The sequence below is a fragment of the Enterobacter sp. Acro-832 genome (genome assembly GCF_011752745.1).
GTDB classification, from domain to species: domain Bacteria; phylum Pseudomonadota; class Gammaproteobacteria; order Enterobacterales; family Enterobacteriaceae; genus Enterobacter; species Enterobacter quasiroggenkampii.
Genome location: NZ_VWWX01000013.1, coordinates 1 through 16,589, shown reverse-complemented (window position 1 = coordinate 16,589; position 16,589 = coordinate 1). Strand labels below are relative to the sequence as shown.

Annotated in this window: 33 protein-coding genes and 1 pseudogene; 1 reads left to right on the top strand and 33 read right to left on the bottom strand. The window is 50.5% G+C overall.

Going from position 1 to position 16,589, the window contains the following annotated elements; translation table 11 throughout:
• Positions 1-44: 44 nt before the first annotated feature.
• From zntR to rpsJ, 30 genes are all read right to left on the bottom strand, one after another.
• Entirely contained in the window at positions 45-470 is a 426-nt protein-coding gene (zntR, locus tag F3J31_RS23050; protein WP_021242972.1) for a Zn(2+)-responsive transcriptional regulator, read from the bottom strand.
• Between the two features lie 2 nt (positions 471-472).
• Positions 473-841, bottom strand: a complete 369-nt coding sequence (locus F3J31_RS23045; RefSeq protein WP_167215695.1) for a DUF1992 domain-containing protein — start codon at positions 839-841, stop codon at positions 473-475.
• Positions 842-948: 107 nt separating this feature from the next.
• Positions 949-1,332: a 50S ribosomal protein L17 gene (rplQ, locus tag F3J31_RS23040; RefSeq protein ID WP_001216368.1), complete on the bottom strand. Its 384-nt coding sequence runs from the start codon at positions 1,330-1,332 to the stop codon at positions 949-951.
• A 40-nt stretch (positions 1,333-1,372) separates the two neighbouring features.
• Positions 1,373-2,362, bottom strand: coding sequence for a DNA-directed RNA polymerase subunit alpha (gene rpoA, locus F3J31_RS23035; protein WP_002919219.1), 990 nt, complete (start codon positions 2,360-2,362; stop codon positions 1,373-1,375).
• A gap of 25 nt (positions 2,363-2,387) precedes the next feature.
• Positions 2,388-3,008, bottom strand: a complete 621-nt coding sequence (gene rpsD / locus F3J31_RS23030; RefSeq protein WP_004868345.1) for a 30S ribosomal protein S4 — start codon at positions 3,006-3,008, stop codon at positions 2,388-2,390.
• A 33-nt stretch (positions 3,009-3,041) separates the two neighbouring features.
• A complete protein-coding gene (gene rpsK / locus F3J31_RS23025) occupies positions 3,042-3,431 on the bottom strand; it encodes a 30S ribosomal protein S11 (protein ID WP_003863312.1) in 390 nt (129 codons plus the stop codon).
• 16 nt (positions 3,432-3,447) lie between these two features.
• A complete protein-coding gene (rpsM, locus tag F3J31_RS23020) occupies positions 3,448-3,804 on the bottom strand; it encodes a 30S ribosomal protein S13 (protein ID WP_003863308.1) in 357 nt (118 codons plus the stop codon).
• 146 nt (positions 3,805-3,950) lie between these two features.
• Positions 3,951-4,067 carry a 50S ribosomal protein L36 gene (rpmJ, locus tag F3J31_RS23015; RefSeq protein ID WP_000868187.1) on the bottom strand — a complete coding sequence of 39 codons (117 nt, stop codon included), beginning with the start codon at positions 4,065-4,067 and terminating at the stop codon, positions 3,951-3,953.
• Positions 4,068-4,098: 31 nt separating this feature from the next.
• The gene (gene secY, locus F3J31_RS23010; protein WP_003863305.1) at positions 4,099-5,430 is read right to left on the bottom strand and encodes a preprotein translocase subunit SecY; all 1,332 of its coding nucleotides are present in this window, start codon (positions 5,428-5,430) and stop codon (positions 4,099-4,101) included.
• Positions 5,431-5,437: 7 nt separating this feature from the next.
• Positions 5,438-5,872, bottom strand: coding sequence for a 50S ribosomal protein L15 (rplO, locus tag F3J31_RS23005; protein ID WP_003863304.1), 435 nt, complete (start codon positions 5,870-5,872; stop codon positions 5,438-5,440).
• Positions 5,873-5,875: 3 nt separating this feature from the next.
• A complete protein-coding gene (gene rpmD, locus F3J31_RS23000; RefSeq protein ID WP_003863301.1) occupies positions 5,876-6,055 on the bottom strand; it encodes a 50S ribosomal protein L30 in 180 nt (59 codons plus the stop codon).
• A gap of 6 nt (positions 6,056-6,061) precedes the next feature.
• Positions 6,062-6,562, bottom strand: a complete 501-nt coding sequence (rpsE, locus tag F3J31_RS22995) for a 30S ribosomal protein S5 (RefSeq protein ID WP_003863299.1) — start codon at positions 6,560-6,562, stop codon at positions 6,062-6,064.
• Positions 6,563-6,576: 14 nt separating this feature from the next.
• Positions 6,577-6,930, bottom strand: coding sequence for a 50S ribosomal protein L18 (gene rplR, locus F3J31_RS22990; protein WP_003863297.1), 354 nt, complete (start codon positions 6,928-6,930; stop codon positions 6,577-6,579).
• Between the two features lie 9 nt (positions 6,931-6,939).
• A complete protein-coding gene (rplF, locus tag F3J31_RS22985; protein ID WP_003863296.1) occupies positions 6,940-7,473 on the bottom strand; it encodes a 50S ribosomal protein L6 in 534 nt (177 codons plus the stop codon).
• 12 nt (positions 7,474-7,485) lie between these two features.
• Positions 7,486-7,878: a 30S ribosomal protein S8 gene (gene rpsH / locus F3J31_RS22980; protein WP_006178918.1), complete on the bottom strand. Its 393-nt coding sequence runs from the start codon at positions 7,876-7,878 to the stop codon at positions 7,486-7,488.
• A 30-nt stretch (positions 7,879-7,908) separates the two neighbouring features.
• Positions 7,909-8,214 carry a 30S ribosomal protein S14 gene (gene rpsN, locus F3J31_RS22975; RefSeq protein ID WP_003863291.1) on the bottom strand — a complete coding sequence of 102 codons (306 nt, stop codon included), beginning with the start codon at positions 8,212-8,214 and terminating at the stop codon, positions 7,909-7,911.
• Positions 8,215-8,228: 14 nt separating this feature from the next.
• Entirely contained in the window at positions 8,229-8,768 is a 540-nt protein-coding gene (rplE, locus tag F3J31_RS22970; protein ID WP_001096202.1) for a 50S ribosomal protein L5, read from the bottom strand.
• A 14-nt stretch (positions 8,769-8,782) separates the two neighbouring features.
• The gene (rplX, locus tag F3J31_RS22965) at positions 8,783-9,097 is read right to left on the bottom strand and encodes a 50S ribosomal protein L24 (protein WP_003863287.1); all 315 of its coding nucleotides are present in this window, start codon (positions 9,095-9,097) and stop codon (positions 8,783-8,785) included.
• A gap of 10 nt (positions 9,098-9,107) precedes the next feature.
• Complete coding sequence (gene rplN, locus F3J31_RS22960) at positions 9,108-9,479, bottom strand: 50S ribosomal protein L14 (RefSeq protein WP_002919748.1); 372 nt, start codon at positions 9,477-9,479, stop codon at positions 9,108-9,110.
• Positions 9,480-9,645: 166 nt separating this feature from the next.
• Positions 9,646-9,900: a 30S ribosomal protein S17 gene (gene rpsQ / locus F3J31_RS22955; RefSeq protein ID WP_008503489.1), complete on the bottom strand. Its 255-nt coding sequence runs from the start codon at positions 9,898-9,900 to the stop codon at positions 9,646-9,648.
• Complete coding sequence (gene rpmC, locus F3J31_RS22950; RefSeq protein WP_003863282.1) at positions 9,900-10,091, bottom strand: 50S ribosomal protein L29; 192 nt, start codon at positions 10,089-10,091, stop codon at positions 9,900-9,902. Before rpmC ends, rpsQ begins: the two co-directional genes overlap by 1 nt.
• Positions 10,091-10,501 carry a 50S ribosomal protein L16 gene (gene rplP, locus F3J31_RS22945; protein ID WP_002919759.1) on the bottom strand — a complete coding sequence of 137 codons (411 nt, stop codon included), beginning with the start codon at positions 10,499-10,501 and terminating at the stop codon, positions 10,091-10,093. Before rplP ends, rpmC begins: the two co-directional genes overlap by 1 nt.
• Positions 10,502-10,513: 12 nt before the next feature.
• On the bottom strand, positions 10,514-11,215 hold the full coding sequence (gene rpsC / locus F3J31_RS22940) for a 30S ribosomal protein S3 (RefSeq protein WP_000529945.1): 702 nt from the start codon (positions 11,213-11,215) through the stop codon (positions 10,514-10,516).
• A 17-nt stretch (positions 11,216-11,232) separates the two neighbouring features.
• A complete protein-coding gene (gene rplV, locus F3J31_RS22935) occupies positions 11,233-11,565 on the bottom strand; it encodes a 50S ribosomal protein L22 (protein WP_002919773.1) in 333 nt (110 codons plus the stop codon).
• 14 nt (positions 11,566-11,579) lie between these two features.
• Complete coding sequence (gene rpsS / locus F3J31_RS22930) at positions 11,580-11,858, bottom strand: 30S ribosomal protein S19 (protein ID WP_001138117.1); 279 nt, start codon at positions 11,856-11,858, stop codon at positions 11,580-11,582.
• Positions 11,859-11,874: 16 nt separating this feature from the next.
• Positions 11,875-12,696, bottom strand: a complete 822-nt coding sequence (rplB, locus tag F3J31_RS22925; RefSeq protein ID WP_008457150.1) for a 50S ribosomal protein L2 — start codon at positions 12,694-12,696, stop codon at positions 11,875-11,877.
• A 17-nt stretch (positions 12,697-12,713) separates the two neighbouring features.
• Positions 12,714-13,016, bottom strand: coding sequence for a 50S ribosomal protein L23 (gene rplW / locus F3J31_RS22920; RefSeq protein WP_000617546.1), 303 nt, complete (start codon positions 13,014-13,016; stop codon positions 12,714-12,716).
• Complete coding sequence (gene rplD, locus F3J31_RS22915) at positions 13,013-13,618, bottom strand: 50S ribosomal protein L4 (protein WP_000424395.1); 606 nt, start codon at positions 13,616-13,618, stop codon at positions 13,013-13,015. The genes rplW and rplD overlap by 4 nt, the downstream gene beginning before the upstream one ends.
• A 10-nt stretch (positions 13,619-13,628) precedes the next feature.
• Positions 13,629-14,258 carry a 50S ribosomal protein L3 gene (rplC, locus tag F3J31_RS22910; RefSeq protein WP_003863274.1) on the bottom strand — a complete coding sequence of 210 codons (630 nt, stop codon included), beginning with the start codon at positions 14,256-14,258 and terminating at the stop codon, positions 13,629-13,631.
• 32 nt (positions 14,259-14,290) lie between these two features.
• Positions 14,291-14,602: a 30S ribosomal protein S10 gene (rpsJ, locus tag F3J31_RS22905; RefSeq protein WP_001181005.1), complete on the bottom strand. Its 312-nt coding sequence runs from the start codon at positions 14,600-14,602 to the stop codon at positions 14,291-14,293.
• Positions 14,603-14,982: 380 nt separating this feature from the next.
• Between rpsJ and F3J31_RS22900 the strand changes: the two genes are divergently transcribed.
• Positions 14,983-15,456 (top strand): A24 family peptidase, encoded by a 474-nt coding sequence (locus F3J31_RS22900; protein ID WP_167215692.1) that lies wholly within the window; start codon positions 14,983-14,985, stop codon positions 15,454-15,456.
• On the opposite strand, the gene bfr is transcribed toward F3J31_RS22900, so the two are convergent.
• The 3 genes and pseudogenes from bfr to tuf all read right to left on the bottom strand — a co-directional run.
• A complete protein-coding gene (gene bfr, locus F3J31_RS22895) occupies positions 15,440-15,916 on the bottom strand; it encodes a bacterioferritin (protein WP_008503492.1) in 477 nt (158 codons plus the stop codon). The genes F3J31_RS22900 and bfr overlap by 17 nt on opposite strands.
• Positions 15,917-15,988: 72 nt before the next feature.
• Entirely contained in the window at positions 15,989-16,183 is a 195-nt protein-coding gene (bfd, locus tag F3J31_RS22890) for a bacterioferritin-associated ferredoxin (protein WP_008503493.1), read from the bottom strand.
• Between the two features lie 179 nt (positions 16,184-16,362).
• Positions 16,363-16,589, bottom strand: a pseudogene (tuf, locus tag F3J31_RS22885) (elongation factor Tu); the annotation flags it as partial.

Here is a 16,589-nt window from a genome sequence, read left to right as displayed (position 1 = left end):
CATGGTTTATGACGACGGGAGTCTAGATCCGGATGGACTAAAAATCAACAGTCCTCGGTTTCTCCACTGGCCCCCTGTTCAAGGGCTTCCAGTATGGAACAATAAATACTGCTGTGAGCCGTACCGCAGCAGGCATCATTCAACCTTTGCAGAGAGCGCTGCATGGTTTGCAGTTCCTGAATGCGTGCTTCCACTTCATCCAGCCGGGCCTGCACAATGCTTTTAGACTCCTGGCAGGTGTGATGTGCCGGATCGATGCGGATCGATAATAGCTCGCGGATCGAGTCTAATGTGAAACCGAGCTGGCGCGCATAACGAATAAACCGCAGGCGCTGCAGATCGTTATCGGTATAAAGTCGAAAGCCACCTTCAGTACGGACTTCATGGTCGATCATCTGCTGCTTTTCGTAATATCGGATGGTATCCGGCGTGACGTTCGCAAGCTTCGCAAGTTCACCGATACGGTACATAACTACCCCTCGTTAATTTTCCGCAACAAGCTTTCACCGTATTCACCGTGCAGAAAGTCAGTGTTCATTCCTGCCTGGCGTAGCTTAAGTTCAAGCAGGGCCAGACGGCGGCTCAGTTCAGAATGTCGCGGATCGTCCTGACGGATCCCTTTCAGTAGATCGGCCAGTTCAACAGCCTCTCTGCGCTGTTCAAGTTCCGGTGGGAGACAGCCTGCATTTTTCAGTAAACGGTAGCCCGCCCGTAGTTCAGGCGCAATGTGCGAGTCATCGTCAAGCACAAGGGGTCCGCCGCGTCCCGGAAGATCGTCGAATTCACCTTTTTTTTGGGCATCGCGAATATGGCATTCTGCCCACTGGTCGAGCAACCACATTACCAGCTCCAGAGGATGAACAGAATTGATACAGACATTGTAGAGAAGTGGGGATATCGCGGATATAAAAAAACCCGCCGGAGCGGGTTTTTTTACGTTACTGCAGATTACTCTGCAGCAGCTTCTGCTTTCTCTGAACGATCAACCAGCTCGATGTAAGCCATCGGCGCGTTGTCGCCTGCACGGAAACCACACTTCAGAATGCGAGTGTAACCACCGGCACGGCTCGCGAAACGCGGGCCCAGTTCGTTAAACAGTTTTGCCACGATCTCGTTATCACGAGTACGGGCGAATGCCAGACGACGATTAGCAACGCTGTCAGTCTTGGCAAGAGTAATCAGCGGCTCAACTACGCGACGCAGCTCTTTCGCTTTAGGCAGGGTCGTCTTGATGATCTCATGACGAACCAGTGAACCTGCCATGTTGCGGAACATAGCCTGGCGATGGCTGCTGTTGCGGTTCAGTTGACGACCACTCTTACGATGGCGCATGACCTTATCCTTCTCAGTAAAACCTTAACCTGTGATCCGGTTACTCGTCAGCAATGCTTGCCGGTGGCCAGTTTTCCAGGCGCATGCCCAGAGACAGACCACGTGAAGCCAGCACGTCTTTAATCTCAGTAAGAGATTTTTTACCCAGGTTCGGCGTTTTCAGCAACTCAACCTCGGTACGCTGTACCAGATCACCGATATAGTGGATAGCTTCTGCCTTGAGGCAGTTAGCAGAGCGGACAGTCAATTCGAGATCGTCAACAGGGCGCAGCAGGATCGGATCGAATTCTGGTTTCTCTTCTTTCACTTCCGGCTGACGTACATCACGTAAGTCAACGAAAGCTTCCAGTTGTTCTGCCAGGATGGTTGCCGCACGACGAATCGCCTCTTCAGGATCGATTGTGCCGTTGGTTTCCATTTCGATGACCAGCTTGTCCAGGTCGGTACGCTGTTCTACACGCGCTGCTTCAACATTGTAGGCAATACGCTCTACAGGGCTGTAGCATGCGTCGACCAGCAGACGGCCGATTGGGCGCTCATCTTCTTCCGAATGAATTCGGGCAGAAGCCGGCACATAACCACGACCGCGCTGAACTTTGATACGCATGCTAATTGCTGCGTTCTCATCGGTCAGGTGGCAGATCACGTGCTGCGGCTTGACGATTTCAACATCACCGTCGTGGGTGATGTCGGCTGCAGTCACAGGGCCAATGCCAGATTTATTCAGAGTAAGAATAACTTCATCTTTACCCTGAACTCTCACCGCCAGCCCTTTCAGGTTGAGCAGGATTTCAAGGATATCTTCCTGAACGCCTTCTTTGGTGCTGTACTCATGAAGTACACCATCAATCTCAACCTCGGTCACCGCGCAACCCGGCATCGATGAGAGCAGAATACGGCGCAGTGCGTTACCCAGAGTATGGCCAAAGCCACGCTCTAAAGGCTCAAGGGTCACCTTGGCGTGCGTCGAACTCACTTGCTCGATATCTACCAGGCGCGGTTTTAGAAACTCTGTCACAGAACCCTGCATTGTGTCCTCTCTTTGGTACTAAGCTTTACTTGGAGTAAAGCTCGACGATCAGGTGTTCGTTAATGTCCGCAGACAGATCAGAACGTTCTGGCTGACGCTTGAACGTACCTTCCATCTTGCCAGCATCAACTTCCAGCCAGGTTGGCTTTTCACGCTGCTCAGCCAGCTCCAGAGCGGCCTTCACGCGAGATTGCTTTTTCGCTTTCTCACGAATGCTAACAACGTCATTCGCTTTAACCTGATAAGAAGCGATGTTAACAACACGACCGTTTACCATGATTGCTTTGTGGCTAACCAGCTGACGTGATTCAGCACGAGTAGCGCCGAAGCCCATACGGTATACAACGTTGTCCAGACGACCTTCCAGCAGAGCCAGCAGGTTTTCACCTGTGTTGCCTTTCAGACGTGCTGCTTCTTTATAGTAGTTACGGAACTGACGCTCCAGCACACCGTACATACGGCGAACTTTTTGCTTTTCACGCAACTGCACACCATAGTCAGACAGACGCGGTTTACGCGCACCGTGCTGGCCAGGAGCTTGTTCAATTTTACACTTGGTATCGATCGCGCGAACGCCAGACTTAAGGAATAAGTCGGTGCCCTCACGACGGCTCAGCTTGAGCTTAGGACCCAAATATCTTGCCATTTTCTATCTCCAACTAACCTAAAAAACGGAGCGTTATACGCGACGTTTTTTCGGCGGACGACAACCGTTATGAGGGATCGGAGTCACATCAGTAATATTCGTGATGCGGAAACCAGCGGCGTTCAGAGCGCGAACAGTAGATTCACGACCCGGACCCGGACCTTTAACCATAACTTCCAGATTCTTGATGCCGTATTCTTTTACGGCTTCAGCGCAACGCTCTGCTGCAACCTGAGCTGCGAACGGAGTGGATTTGCGAGAACCACGGAAACCGGAACCACCGGCTGTTGCCCAACCCAATGCGTTACCCTGACGATCAGTAATAGTAACGATGGTGTTGTTGAAAGAAGCATGGATATGAGCCACGCCGTCAGAGACTTGTTTTCTTACACGTTTACGTGCACGAACTGGTGCCTTTGCCATTATTCAATCACCCCGATTATTTCTTGATCGGTTTGCGCGGACCCTTACGGGTACGTGCGTTGGTCTTAGTACGCTGACCGCGCACTGGCAGACCACGACGATGACGCAAACCGCGATAGCAACCAAGATCCATCAGGCGCTTGATGCTCATGCTGATTTCACGGCGCAGATCACCTTCAACGACAAATTTGGCAACTTCGTCACGCAGCGTGTCGATTTGTTCTTCAGACAGCTCACTGATCTTAACATCTTCAGCGATACCCGCTGCAGCCAGAATGGCTTTAGAACGGGTCTTGCCGACGCCGTAGATCGAAGTTAATGCGATCACAGCATGTTTCTGATCAGGAATGTTAATGCCTGCTATACGGGCCACTATGCACTCCTACTATTTAATATGTACGCACCATGCTGAAAAGCCCGTTTTCAGGATACTCAAATGGAAACGTACAGACATACAAAAGATTGGCTGGCTAATCTAGCCAGCTCAACCCAACTTTGCAAGAAAAATATGCGAAATAATCAGCCTTGGCGCTGTTTATGCTTCGGCTCGGCACTGCAAATCACACGGATGACACCATCACGCTTAACGATTTTGCAGTTACGGCATAATTTCTTGACGGAAGCACGAACTTTCATTTTTACTCTCCGTAACTTCTCAGGCGACCAATTAGCGGCCGTAGCCTTTCAGGTTCGCCTTCTTCAATGCAGACTCATACTGACTGGACATCATCAGAGTTTGCACTTGAGCCATAAAGTCCATAATCACGACAACAACGATAAGCAGTGAGGTCCCACCGAAGTAGAACGGTACTTTCATTGCATCACGCATGAACTCCGGGATCAGGCAGATAAAAGTAATATAGAGCGCACCAACCAAAGTCAGGCGGGTCATTACTTTATCGATATACTTCGCCGTTTGCTCTCCCGGACGAATTCCTGGTACAAATGCACCGGACTTCTTCAGGTTATCTGCTGTTTCACGCGGGTTGAAGACCAACGCCGTGTAGAAGAAACAGAAGAAGATGATCGCAGACGCATAGAGTAACACATAAAGTGGTTGCCCAGGCTGCAAATACAGCGAAATTGTTGTCAGCCAGTTCCAACCAGTACCGCCCCCGAACCATGACGCGATGGTCGCCGGGAACAGAATAATACTGGAAGCGAAGATAGCCGGGATAACCCCCGCCATGTTCACTTTCAGCGGTAAATGTGTGCTCTGTGCAGCATAGACACGACGACCTTGCTGACGTTTAGCGTAGTTCACCACAATGCGGCGTTGACCACGTTCAACGAATACAACAAAGAACGTCACTGCAAATACTAATACTGCAACCAACAGCAACAGGAGGAAGTGCAGGTCGCCTTGACGCGCTTGCTCGATAGTGTGGGCGATGGCTGGCGGGAGGCCCGCAACAATACCGGCGAAGATAATGATTGAGATACCGTTACCGATACCACGCTCAGTAATCTGTTCGCCGAGCCACATCAGGAACATTGTCCCTGTGACCAGACTTACAACAGCGGTGAAGTAGAATGCAAAGCCCGGGTTTAACACCAGGCCCTGCATACCAGGCATATTCGGCAGACCGGTAGCAATACCGATCGACTGGAATATTGCCAGCACCAGAGTACCGTAACGGGTGTACTGACTAATCTTACGACGTCCAGACTCCCCTTCTTTCTTCAACTCTGCCAGGGCCGGATGAACGACCGTCAGCAGCTGGATAATAATAGATGCCGAAATGTACGGCATAATACCCAATGCGAAGATAGAAGCACGGCTGAGAGCACCACCAGAGAACATGTTAAACATTTCAATGATGGTGCCTCGCTGTTGCTCAAGCAGTTTGGCAAGTACAGCGGCATCGATACCAGGGATCGGAATAAAAGAGCCAATACGGAACACAATCAGCGCGCCGATAACAAACAGCAGTCTGCGTTTCAGCTCGCCAAATCCACCTTTGGCACTTTGAAAATCTAATCCCGGTTGCTTAGCCATCTGCTACTTATTCCTCAATTTTACCGCCAGCAGCTTCGATAGCAGCACGAGCACCTTTAGTAACACGCAGGCCACGAACAGTTACCGGAGTAGAAACTTCACCAGCCAGGATCACTTTCGCGAACTCGATCTGGATACCGATAATGTTTGCTGCTTTCAGCGTGTTCAGGTCTACAACGCCGCCTTCAACTTTCGCCAGGTCAGACAGACGGATTTCCGCTGTGATCGCTGCTTTGCGAGAGGTGAAGCCGAACTTCGGCAGACGACGGTACAGTGGCATCTGGCCACCCTCGAAACCGCGACGTACGCCACCGCCAGAACGAGAGTTCTGACCTTTGTGACCACGACCACCGGTTTTGCCGAGGCCAGAACCGATACCACGACCCAGGCGTTTACCCGCCTTTTTAGAGCCTTCGGCCGGAGACAGAGTATTTAAACGCATCTCTTACTCCTCAACTTTAACCATGAAGTAAACCGCGTTGACCATACCACGAACAGCAGGAGTATCCTCGCGCTCAACGGTATGACCAATACGACGCAGACCCAGGCCAAGCAGCGTTGCCTTGTGTTTCGGCAGACGACCGATTGCACTGCGGGTTTGAGTGATTTTAATAGTCTTTGCCATGGTCAATTACCCCAGAATTTCTTCAACGGATTTACCACGCTTGGCAGCGACCATTTCTGGAGAATTCATATTTTCCAGGCCATCAATAGTTGCACGAACCACGTTGATCGGGTTGGTGGAACCATATGCTTTAGCCAGAACGTTATGAACCCCAGCAACTTCCAGAACGGCGCGCATTGCACCACCGGCGATGATACCGGTACCTTCTGAAGCTGGCTGCATGAATACACGAGAACCCGTGTGAACACCTTTAACTGGGTGCTGCAGGGTGCCGTTGTTCAGCGCGACGTTAATCATGTTGCGACGGGCTTTTTCCATCGCTTTCTGGATCGCTGCTGGAACTTCACGCGCTTTACCGTAACCAAAACCAACGCGACCGTTACCATCGCCTACTACAGTCAGAGCTGTGAAGGAGAAAATACGACCACCTTTAACGGTTTTAGATACGCGGTTTACCGCGATCAGCTTTTCCTGCAGTTCGCCAGCCTGTTTTTCGATGTGAGCCATCTTACACCTCTACCTTAGAACTGAAGGCCAGCTTCACGGGCAGCATCTGCCAGTGCCTGGACACGACCATGATATTGGAACCCGGAACGGTCAAAGGAAACATTGCTGATGCCTTTTTCCAGAGCGCGTTCAGCAACAGCTTTACCTACAGCTGCAGCGGCGTCTTTGTTACCGGTGTACTTCAATTGTTCTGAGATAGCTTTTTCTACAGTAGAAGCAGCTACCAGAACTTCAGAACCGTTCGGTGCAATTACCTGTGCGTAAATATGACGCGGGGTACGATGTACCACCAGGCGAGTTGCACCCAGCTCTTTGAGCTTGCGGCGTGCGCGGGTCGCACGACGGATACGAGCAGATTTCTTATCCATAGTGTTACCTTACTTCTTCTTAGCCTCTTTGGTACGCACGACTTCGTCGGCGTAACGAACACCCTTGCCTTTGTAAGGCTCAGGACGACGGTAGGCGCGCAGATCTGCTGCAACCTGACCGATCAGCTGTTTATCAGCGCCTTTCAGCACGATTTCAGTTTGAGTCGGGCATTCTGCAGTGATACCGGCCGGCAGCGGATGCTCAACAGGGTGTGAGAAGCCCAGAGACAGGCCTACTGCATTCCCTTTGATAGCTGCACGATAACCTACACCAACCAGCTGAAGCTTTTTAGTGAAGCCTTCGGTAACACCAACAACCATTGAGTTCAGCAGGGCACGCGCGGTACCAGCCTGAGCCCATCCATCCACGAAACCATCACGTGGACCGAAGGTCAGAGCGTTATCTGCATGTTTAACTTCAACAGCTTTGTTGAGGGTACGAGTCAGCTCGCCGTTTTTACCTTTGATCGTAATAACCTGACCGTCGATTTTTACATCAACGCCGGCAGGAATAACGACCGGTGCTTTAGCAACACGAGACATTCTTTCCTCCGATTAGGCTACGTAGCAGATAATTTCGCCACCAAGACCAGCCTGGCGCGCTGCACGATCAGTCATAACACCTTTAGAGGTAGAAACAACTGCGATACCAAGACCAGCCATAACTTTTGGCAGCTCATCTTTTTTCTTATAGATGCGCAGGCCTGGGCGGCTGACACGCTGAATGCTTTCTACAACAGCTTTACCCTGGAAATACTTGAGAGTAAGTTCCAGTTCCGGCTTGGTGTCGCCTTCAACTTTAAAATCTTCGATAAAACCTTCTTCCTTCAGCACGTTGGCAATTGCCACTTTCAGCTTGGCGGAAGGCATGGTGACCGCAACTTTGTTCGCGGCCTGACCGTTACGGATACGGGTCAGCATATCCGCGATCGGATCTTGCATGCTCATCTGTCTTTACTCCCGTGATTCAATTGGTAATTACCAGCTAGCCTTTTTCAAGCCTGGCACTTCACCGCGCATAGCGGCTTCACGCAGTTTGATACGGCTCAACCCAAACTTGCCCACATAACCATGTGGACGACCTGTTTGACGACAGCGGTTACGCTGACGAGACGGGCTGGAATCACGCGGCAGAGACTGCAGCTTGAGAACCGCATTCCAACGATCTTCGTCGGAAGCGTTCACATCAGAAATGATCGCTTTCAGTTCAGCGCGTTTAGCGAAGAATTTATCAGCTAAAGCTACGCGCTTTACTTCGCGTGCTTTCATTGATTGCTTAGCCATTCAGTAACCCTACCTTACTTGCGGAACGGGAAGTCAAAGGCAGCCAGCAGAGCACGGCCTTCTTCGTCAGATTTCGCAGTAGTGGTAATGGTAATATCCAAACCACGCACGCGGTCGACTTTATCGTAGTCGATTTCTGGGAAGATGATCTGCTCACGGACACCCATGCTGTAGTTACCACGACCGTCGAAAGACTTAGCGGACAAGCCACGGAAGTCACGGATACGTGGAACAGCAATAGTGATCAGGCGCTCAAAGAACTCCCACATGCGTTCGCCACGCAGAGTTACTTTACAGCCGATCGGATAGCCCTGACGGATTTTGAAGCCTGCAACAGATTTGCGTGCTTTGGTGATCAGCGGTTTTTGACCGGAGATTGCTGTCAGGTCAGCTGCTGCGTTATCCAGCAGTTTCTTGTCAGCGATCGCTTCACCAACACCCATGTTCAGGGTGATCTTCTCGACCCGAGGGACTTGCATGACAGAATTGTAGTTAAACTCGGTCATGAGTTTCTTAACTACTTCGTCTTTGTAGTAATCATGCAGTTTCGCCATCGTACTACTCCAAATTACTTGATAGTTTCGCTGTTAGACTTGAAGAAACGGACTTTTTTGCCGTCTTCGAATCTAAAGCCTACACGGTCAGCCTTGCCGGTAGCCGCATTGAAGATTGCAACGTTAGAAACCTGAATAGCAGCTTCTTTTTCAACGATGCCACCTGGTTGGTTCAGGGCCGGAACCGGCTTCTGATGTTTCTTAACCAGGTTGATACCTTCAACGACAAGTTTGCCGGAAGACAGAACATTTTTTACTTTACCGCGTTTACCTTTATCTTTACCGGTTAACACGATAACTTCGTCATCACGACGGATTTTCGCTGCCATGATTCGCTCCTTAGAGTACTTCTGGTGCCAGAGAGATAATTTTCATGAACTTCTCAGTACGAAGTTCACGAGTTACCGGCCCAAAGATACGCGTGCCGATAGGCTGCTCGCTGTTATTGTTTAAAATAACGCATGCATTACCATCGAAGCGAATGACAGAACCGTCAGGGCGACGAACACCCTTCTTGGTGCGCACCACTACCGCCTTCAGCACATCACCTTTTTTGACCTTACCACGTGGAATTGCTTCCTTGATGGTGATCTTGATGATGTCGCCTACGCCTGCGTAGCGACGGTGCGAGCCACCCAGAACCTTGATACACATTACGCGACGTGCACCGGAGTTGTCGGCGACGTTCAGCATAGTCTGTTCTTGGATCATTTTAGTGCTCCGCTAATGTCAACTACTACCTGAGACTCTAAAATCAGAGCCGTTAAAAAGCCCCATATCGAGGGCGCGGCATTATAACACCGCTTCTGCAATATGGGTAGAAAAAATAAACGGCTCATCGCTGAGCCGTTTATTCGTATTGAGAAGGCGTACTGTATTACAGAACCGCTTTCTCTACAACGCGAACCAGCGTCCAGGACTTAGTCTTGGACAGTGGACGGCATTCACGGATTTCAACCTTGTCGCCGATACCACATTCGTTGTTCTCGTCATGTACGTGCAGTTTGGTCGTACGCTTGATGAATTTACCGTAGATCGGGTGTTTCACAATACGTTCGATAGCTACAACAATGGATTTCTCCATTTTGTCGCTAACAACACGACCTTGCAGAGTACGGATTTTATCGGTCATTACGCACCCGCCTTCTGAGTCAGTAAAGTCTTAACGCGTGCAACATTGCGACGCACTTGCTTCAGCAGGTGAGTCTGTTGCAGCTGGCCACTTGCAGCCTGCATACGCAGGTTGAACTGCTCACGCAGCAGGTTCAGCAGCTCAGCGTTCAGCTCTTCAACGCTTTTTTCACGCAGCTCTTTTGCTTTCATTACATCACCGTCTTAGTTACAAAGGTGGTTTTGATAGGCAGTTTCGCTGCTGCCAGGCCGAAGGCTTCACGGGCCAGCTCTTCCGGAACACCGTCCATTTCATAAAGGACTTTGCCCGGTTGGATCAAGGCAACCCAGTACTCCACGTTACCTTTACCTTTACCCATACGAACTTCCAGCGGCTTCTCGGTGATCGGTTTGTCCGGGAATACACGGATCCAGATCTTACCTTGACGCTTAACTGCACGGGTCATTGCACGACGTGCTGCTTCGATCTGACGTGCAGTCAGACGACCACGGCCAACAGCTTTCAGACCGAAAGTGCCGAAGCTAACATCCGTACCCTGCGCCAGACCACGGTTGCGGCCTTTGTGCACTTTACGGAATTTTGTACGCTTTGGTTGTAACATCAGCGACGCTCCTTATTTACGGCCTTTACGCTGCTGCTTTTTAGGTTGAGCAGCCGGTTTTTCCGGTTGTTCAACAGCAGCCATACCACCCAGGATCTCACCTTTGAAGATCCATACCTTAACGCCGATTACACCGTAAGTGGTGTGCGCTTCAGAGGTGTTGTAGTCGATGTCAGCACGCAGAGTGTGCAGCGGTACGCGACCTTCACGGTACCATTCGGTACGTGCGATTTCCGCGCCGCCCAGACGGCCGCTAACTTCAACTTTGATACCTTTAGCGCCCAGACGCATTGCGTTCTGTACAGCACGCTTCATAGCACGACGGAACATAACACGGCGTTCCAGCTGAGAAGTGATGCTGTCAGCAACCAATTTAGCGTCCAGTTCAGGCTTACGAACTTCAGCGATATTGATCTGTGCAGGAACGCCAGCGATATCCGCTACGACCTTGCGCAGTTTTTCTACGTCTTCGCCTTTCTTACCGATAACGATGCCAGGACGAGCAGTGTGAATAGTCACACGGATGCTCTTCGCTGGACGCTCGATAACGATACGAGATACAGACGCTTTAGCCAGTTCCTTAGTCAGGTACTGACGTACTTTAAAATCGCTGTCCAGGTTGTCAGCGAATTCTTTGGTGTTCGCAAACCAGGTAGAGTTCCATGGTTTTACAATACCCAGGCGAATACCATTAGGATGTACTTTCTGACCCATTGCTAGTCTCCAGAGTCTCAGCGATCGGACACAACCACAGTAATGTGGCTGGTGCGCTTCAGGATGCGATCTGCACGACCTTTCGCACGCGGCATAATGCGCTTCATGCTTGGGCCTTCATCTACGAAAATTTTCGCGACTTTCAGATCGTCGATGTCAGCGCCATCGTTGTGTTCAGCGTTAGCAATGGCAGATTCCAGTACTTTCTTGACCAATACCGCAGCTTTCTTGTTGGTATAGGTCAGGATGTCCAGGGCCTGCGACACTTTCTTACCGCGAATCAGGTCAGCAACAAGGCGAACCTTCTGTGCAGAAGAACGAGCATGGCGATGTTGAGCTAAAGTTTCCATCTCTTCCTCCTACCTTATTTCTTCTTCGCTTTTTTATCAGCAGCGTGGCCGCGATAAGTACGAGTCGGTGCGAATTCACCCAGTTTGTGACCAACCATTTCGTCGGTAACAAAGACTGGAACGTGCTGACGACCATTATGGACAGCGATGGTCAAACCGATCATGTTAGGAAAGATCGTTGAACGACGGGACCAAGTGCGCAGGGGCTTCTTGTCTCCGCTTTCCACCGCTTTCTCTACCTTCTTCAGCAAGTGCAGGTCAATAAAAGGACCTTTCTTGAGAGAACGTGGCATGGCTTATCCTCTAAAATTATTTGCTACGGCGACGTACGATAAATTTATCAGTACGCTTGTTGCTGCGGGTCTTCTTACCTTTGGTCTGAACGCCCCACGGAGATACCGGGTGCTTACCAAAGTTACGACCTTCACCACCACCATGTGGGTGGTCGACTGGGTTCATCGCAGTACCGCGAACGGTAGGACGAACACCACGCCAGCGTGCAGCACCTGCTTTACCCAGAACGCGCAGCATATGCTCAGCATTGCCAACTTCGCCCAGAGTAGCGCGGCAGTCTGCTTCGACTTTACGCATTTCACCAGAACGCAGACGCAGGGTGACATAAGCACCATCACGCGCAACGATCTGAACGTAAGTACCCGCGGAACGCGCCAGCTGACCGCCTTTACCTGGTTTCATTTCTACGTTATGAACGGTAGAACCAACCGGGATATTGCGCATCGGCAGGGTGTTGCCTGCTTTGATTGCAGCATCAACGCCAGACTGAATCTGGTCGCCAGCTTTCAGGCCTTTAGGGGCCAGGATGTAACGGCGTTCGCCATCTTTGTACAGAACCAGCGCGATGTTCGCGGAACGGTTCGGATCGTACTCAAGACGTTCAACAACTGCTGGGATACCGTCTTTGTTGCGTTTGAAGTCAACAATACGATAAGCCTGCTTGTGGCCACCACCGATGTGACGAGTGGTGATACGGCCATTGTTGTTACGACCACCGGATTTGCTGTTTTTTTCCAGCAACGGAGCAAAAGGTTTGCCCTTGTGCAGCTCAGGGTTAACCACTTTAACTACGTGGCGACGACCCGGAGATGTCGGTTTACATTTAACAACTGCCATTGTATTACTCCTCCGACTTACTCAGCGCCGCCAACGAAGTCCAGATTCTGGCCTTCTTTCAGGGTGACGTAAGCTTTTTTCCAGTCGCTACGACGACCGATACGCTGTCCGTGACGTTTAACTTTCCCTTTAACTACCAGGGTGTTAACGACTTCGACTTCGACTTCAAACAGTTTCTGCACAGCAGCTTTGATCTCTGCTTTGGTCGCGTCTTTAGCAACTTTGAGAACGATGGTGTTTGTTTTTTCCATCGCAGTAGACGCTTTTTCAGAAACGTGCGGTGCGCGAAGCACCTTCAGCAGACGTTCTTCACGAATCATGCCAGCATCTCCTCAACTTGCTTAACAGCATCAGCAGTCATTACGACTTTGTCGAAGGCGATCAGGCTAACCGGGTCGATACCAGTCGCATCGCGTACGTCAACCTTGTGCAGGTTACGTGCGGCCAGGAACAGGTTCTCGTCCAGCTCACCGGTGATGATCAGCACATCTTCCAGAGCCATGTCTTTCAGTTTCTGTGCCAGCAGCTTAGTTTTAGGCGCTTCAACAGAGAACTTCTCGACAACGATCAGACGATCCTGACGTACCAGTTCGGACAGGATGCTTTTCAGCGCGCCGCGGTACATCTTTTTGTTAACTTTTTGACTGTGGTCCTGTGGACGCGCAGCGAAGGTCACGCCACCTGAACGCCAGATCGGGCTCTTGATAGAACCTGAACGCGCACGGCCGGTACCTTTCTGGCGCCATGGCTTTTTGCCAGAACCAGTTACTTCAGCACGAGTCTTCTGAGCACGAGTACCCTGACGAGCACCAGCTGCATAAGCAACAACAACCTGGTGAACCAGCGCTTCGTTGAAATCACGACCGAAGGTAGTTTCGGAAACAGTCAGCGCGCTCTGCGCGTCTTTCAATACTAATTCCATTGCTATCCCCTTACGCCTTCACAGCTGGTTTAACGATCAGGTCGCTACCGGTTGCACCCGGGACCGCACCTTTAACCAGCAGCAGGTTGCGCTCAGCGTCAACACGTACTACGTCCAGGCTCTGAACGGTTACACGTTCGTTGCCCAGCTGACCTGCCATTTTCTTGCCTTTGAACACTTTGCCCGGAGTCTGGTTCTGACCGATAGAACCCGGAACGCGGTGAGACAAGGAGTTACCGTGGGTAGCGTCCTGGGTACGGAAGTTCCAGCGCTTAACGGTACCAGCAAAACCTTTACCTTTAGAGGTACCGGTTACGTCAACTTTTTTAACGTCAGCAAACAGCTCAACGCTAATGTCCTGACCTACGGTGAACTCTTCGCCTTCAGCAAGACGGAATTCCCACAGACCACGGCCAGCTTCTACGCCAGCTTTAGCGAAGTGACCCGCTTCTGGTTTGGTTACACGGTTAGCTTTTTTAGCACCAGTGGTAACCTGAATAGCGCGGTAGCCATCGTTAGCCAGATCTTTAACCTGAGTAACGCGGTTTGCTTCAACTTCGATTACGGTTACTGGGATAGAAACGCCATCTTCAGTGAAGATGCGGGTCATACCCACTTTTTTACCGACTAAACCAATCATTGTTTCAACCTCTCAATCGCTCGATGACCTGATTAACCCAGGCTGATCTGCACGTCTACACCGGCAGCCAGATCCAGACGCATCAGAGCATCAACGGTTTTCTCAGTTGGCTCAACGATGTCAACCAGACGCTTGTGAGTGCGGATTTCGTACTGATCGCGCGCGTCTTTGTTAACGTGCGGAGAGATCAGAACGGTGAAGCGCTCTTTGCGGGTCGGCAGCGGGATCGGACCACGGACTTGCGCACCAGTGCGCTTAGCAGTCTCGACGATTTCCGCGGTTGATTGATCGATCAGACGATGATCAAACGCTTTAAGGCGGATACGGATTCTTTGGTTCTGCATGAGACCAGAGCTCCAATTATTTTATAAACGAAAATGATTACTCCTCAAACCCATTACGATTGATGGGAGAGTGTAACCGTTCTTACGTAGCTCCCCAATTGGGAGCATTGTTGAGTAACAAAATGAGCTACTCTGGTTCTGATTGAACCCGCCGTCAATTACGACAAGCCCGCGCATTATACGTAAATCTGGGCAAGACGCAAGTGCCGTTTAGAAATTAAGCGCTAAAGGCGCAGGATGCGTAAGAGCGCACAACGTTTTATGCAATGTATTCTGCGGCGATGCTTTGATTCGAGCCGCTACGCATATCCGTTTTTTGTGCATTGCCGGACAGGCCGATTATAACGACTATGCGCTCAAACCCGTTTGAGGCCTTTTACATGCTAACCACCCTCCCCTTTCTGCTGATCTATCTTTCACTGACTGCCTTACTGGTACATGCCGATATTCGCTACGGTCTGCTTCCCGATAAATTTCTCTGCCCGCTGCTATGGGCGGGGCTGCTCTTCCAGCTCTGTATCCAACCTGATTTTCTGCCGAGCGCGGTGGCGGGTGCGATGGCTGGATATATTGGCTTTGCCGTTATTTACTGGGGCTACTGGTTTATCTACCGGCGTGAAGGTATGGGATATGGCGATGTGAAATACCTGGCGGCGCTTGGTGCATGGCACGGCTGGTGCGTACTGCCAATGCTGGCGTTACTCGCGGCGCTGATGGCGCTTCTCTGCATTCTTGTCTTTTCGTTAATCCGCCCTGATAAGAAGGCAATAAAAAACCCGCTGCCTTTTGGGCCATTTCTGGCAGCAGCGGGTTTATGCGTAGGCTGGAAGACGTTGCTTATTCTTCCACTTTAATCTGTGACTGAAGATAGTTTTGCAGGCCAATTTTAGCAATGAGATCCAGCTCTGTTTCCAGCCAGTCAATATGCCCTTCTTCATCGGCCAGGATCTGGATCATCATATCGCGGCTGACGTAGTCATGTACGCTGTCAGCATAGGCAATGGCTTCACGGAGATCTTTAGCGCCTTCAAGTTCCAGCCTGAGGTCGGAACGCAGCATCTCTTCGACATCTTCTCCGATACCCAGCTTGCCGAGATCCTGCAGGTTTGGAATGCCTTCAAGGAATAAAATACGCTCGATATATTTATCAGCGTGTTTCATCTCATCTATAGATTCATGGTACTCAACGTCGTTTAAACGTTTGAGTCCCCAGTTTTTGAACATTCTCGCGTGAAGAAAATACTGGTTGATTGCGACAAGCTCATTTCCCAATAATTTATTGAGATAACTTATGATTTTAACATCACCTTTCATTATATAGTCCCTCCGCTTCCACTCATTGAAGCGTAGATCGGGCTACAGGGATGTCAAAAAAAAGATGGGCGCTTACGCGATCTCTTTGTATTCCGGGATCTGCATCAGTTCGTCCTGCATGATCTCTCGCGCAGCACGTACACATTTACCGCATTGATTTCCCACCGGAACAAATTTGCGAAGCTGCTGGAATGACTGGGGCTGAAACTGGCGAACGGCCTGACGTATTTTTTTGTCGCTTACACCATTACATAAACAAACGTACATAGAAACTCCCGTTCAAATTATGCGCAAAGTGTAAGTGAGAATGGTTATGATTACAATAGCACAAACGCCAGAATGCGGGGCGGGAGCAGGCAAAAAATGCGAAATTTTGTGACAACGCCTGAGCGGCAGAAAACAAAAAAGGACGCCGAAGCGTCCTTTTTTTATTCGGGGATAATTAATTAGCCCAGAACTTTAGCAACAACGCCCGCGCCAACGGTACGGCCGCCTTCACGGATTGCGAAACGCAGACCGTCGTCCATCGCGATTGGGTGGATCAGAGTCACAACCATCTTGATGTTGTCGCCTGGCATTACCATCTCAACGCCTTCTGGCAGTTCGATGGTACCGGTCACGTCAGTAGTACGGAAGTAGAACTGTGGACGGTAGCCTTTGAAGAACGGAGTAT

What these genes read in the sequence shown, in the direction of transcription:
- rpmJ (WP_000868187.1), bottom strand. Translation starts at nt 4,067, where the DNA reads ATGAAAGTTCGTGCTTCCGTCAAGAAATTATGCCGTAACTGCAAAATC.
- rplC (WP_003863274.1), bottom strand. Translation starts at nt 14,258, where the DNA reads ATGATTGGTTTAGTCGGTAAAAAAGTGGGTATGACCCGCATCTTCACT.
- rpsQ (WP_008503489.1), bottom strand. Translation starts at nt 9,900, where the DNA reads ATGACCGATAAAATCCGTACTCTGCAAGGTCGTGTTGTTAGCGACAAA.
- bfr (WP_008503492.1), bottom strand. Translation starts at nt 15,916, where the DNA reads ATGAAAGGTGATGTTAAAATCATAAGTTATCTCAATAAATTATTGGGA.
- rpsH (WP_006178918.1), bottom strand. Translation starts at nt 7,878, where the DNA reads ATGAGCATGCAAGATCCGATCGCGGATATGCTGACCCGTATCCGTAAC.
- rplE (WP_001096202.1), bottom strand. Translation starts at nt 8,768, where the DNA reads ATGGCGAAACTGCATGATTACTACAAAGACGAAGTAGTTAAGAAACTC.
- rpsD (WP_004868345.1), bottom strand. Translation starts at nt 3,008, where the DNA reads ATGGCAAGATATTTGGGTCCTAAGCTCAAGCTGAGCCGTCGTGAGGGC.
- F3J31_RS22900 (WP_167215692.1), top strand. Translation starts at nt 14,983, where the DNA reads ATGCTAACCACCCTCCCCTTTCTGCTGATCTATCTTTCACTGACTGCC.
- rpsJ (WP_001181005.1), bottom strand. Translation starts at nt 14,602, where the DNA reads ATGCAGAACCAAAGAATCCGTATCCGCCTTAAAGCGTTTGATCATCGT.
- rpsE (WP_003863299.1), bottom strand. Translation starts at nt 6,562, where the DNA reads ATGGCTCACATCGAAAAACAGGCTGGCGAACTGCAGGAAAAGCTGATC.
- rplR (WP_003863297.1), bottom strand. Translation starts at nt 6,930, where the DNA reads ATGGATAAGAAATCTGCTCGTATCCGTCGTGCGACCCGCGCACGCCGC.
- bfd (WP_008503493.1), bottom strand. Translation starts at nt 16,183, where the DNA reads ATGTACGTTTGTTTATGTAATGGTGTAAGCGACAAAAAAATACGTCAG.
- rplF (WP_003863296.1), bottom strand. Translation starts at nt 7,473, where the DNA reads ATGTCTCGTGTTGCTAAAGCACCGGTCGTTATTCCTGCCGGCGTTGAT.
- rplP (WP_002919759.1), bottom strand. Translation starts at nt 10,501, where the DNA reads ATGTTACAACCAAAGCGTACAAAATTCCGTAAAGTGCACAAAGGCCGC.
- rplD (WP_000424395.1), bottom strand. Translation starts at nt 13,618, where the DNA reads ATGGAATTAGTATTGAAAGACGCGCAGAGCGCGCTGACTGTTTCCGAA.
- rpoA (WP_002919219.1), bottom strand. Translation starts at nt 2,362, where the DNA reads ATGCAGGGTTCTGTGACAGAGTTTCTAAAACCGCGCCTGGTAGATATC.
- F3J31_RS23045 (WP_167215695.1), bottom strand. Translation starts at nt 841, where the DNA reads ATGTGGTTGCTCGACCAGTGGGCAGAATGCCATATTCGCGATGCCCAA.
- rpsC (WP_000529945.1), bottom strand. Translation starts at nt 11,215, where the DNA reads ATGGGTCAGAAAGTACATCCTAATGGTATTCGCCTGGGTATTGTAAAA.
- rplO (WP_003863304.1), bottom strand. Translation starts at nt 5,872, where the DNA reads ATGCGTTTAAATACTCTGTCTCCGGCCGAAGGCTCTAAAAAGGCGGGT.
- rplQ (WP_001216368.1), bottom strand. Translation starts at nt 1,332, where the DNA reads ATGCGCCATCGTAAGAGTGGTCGTCAACTGAACCGCAACAGCAGCCAT.
- rpsN (WP_003863291.1), bottom strand. Translation starts at nt 8,214, where the DNA reads ATGGCTAAGCAATCAATGAAAGCACGCGAAGTAAAGCGCGTAGCTTTA.
- rplN (WP_002919748.1), bottom strand. Translation starts at nt 9,479, where the DNA reads ATGATCCAAGAACAGACTATGCTGAACGTCGCCGACAACTCCGGTGCA.
- rpmD (WP_003863301.1), bottom strand. Translation starts at nt 6,055, where the DNA reads ATGGCAAAGACTATTAAAATCACTCAAACCCGCAGTGCAATCGGTCGT.
- zntR (WP_021242972.1), bottom strand. Translation starts at nt 470, where the DNA reads ATGTACCGTATCGGTGAACTTGCGAAGCTTGCGAACGTCACGCCGGAT.
- rplX (WP_003863287.1), bottom strand. Translation starts at nt 9,097, where the DNA reads ATGGCAGCGAAAATCCGTCGTGATGACGAAGTTATCGTGTTAACCGGT.
- rpmC (WP_003863282.1), bottom strand. Translation starts at nt 10,091, where the DNA reads ATGAAAGCAAAAGAGCTGCGTGAAAAAAGCGTTGAAGAGCTGAACGCT.
- rplV (WP_002919773.1), bottom strand. Translation starts at nt 11,565, where the DNA reads ATGGAAACTTTAGCTCAACATCGCCATGCTCGTTCTTCTGCACAGAAG.
- rplW (WP_000617546.1), bottom strand. Translation starts at nt 13,016, where the DNA reads ATGATTCGTGAAGAACGTCTGCTGAAGGTGCTTCGCGCACCGCACGTT.
- rplB (WP_008457150.1), bottom strand. Translation starts at nt 12,696, where the DNA reads ATGGCAGTTGTTAAATGTAAACCGACATCTCCGGGTCGTCGCCACGTA.
- rpsK (WP_003863312.1), bottom strand. Translation starts at nt 3,431, where the DNA reads ATGGCAAAGGCACCAGTTCGTGCACGTAAACGTGTAAGAAAACAAGTC.
- rpsS (WP_001138117.1), bottom strand. Translation starts at nt 11,858, where the DNA reads ATGCCACGTTCTCTCAAGAAAGGTCCTTTTATTGACCTGCACTTGCTG.
- secY (WP_003863305.1), bottom strand. Translation starts at nt 5,430, where the DNA reads ATGGCTAAGCAACCGGGATTAGATTTTCAAAGTGCCAAAGGTGGATTT.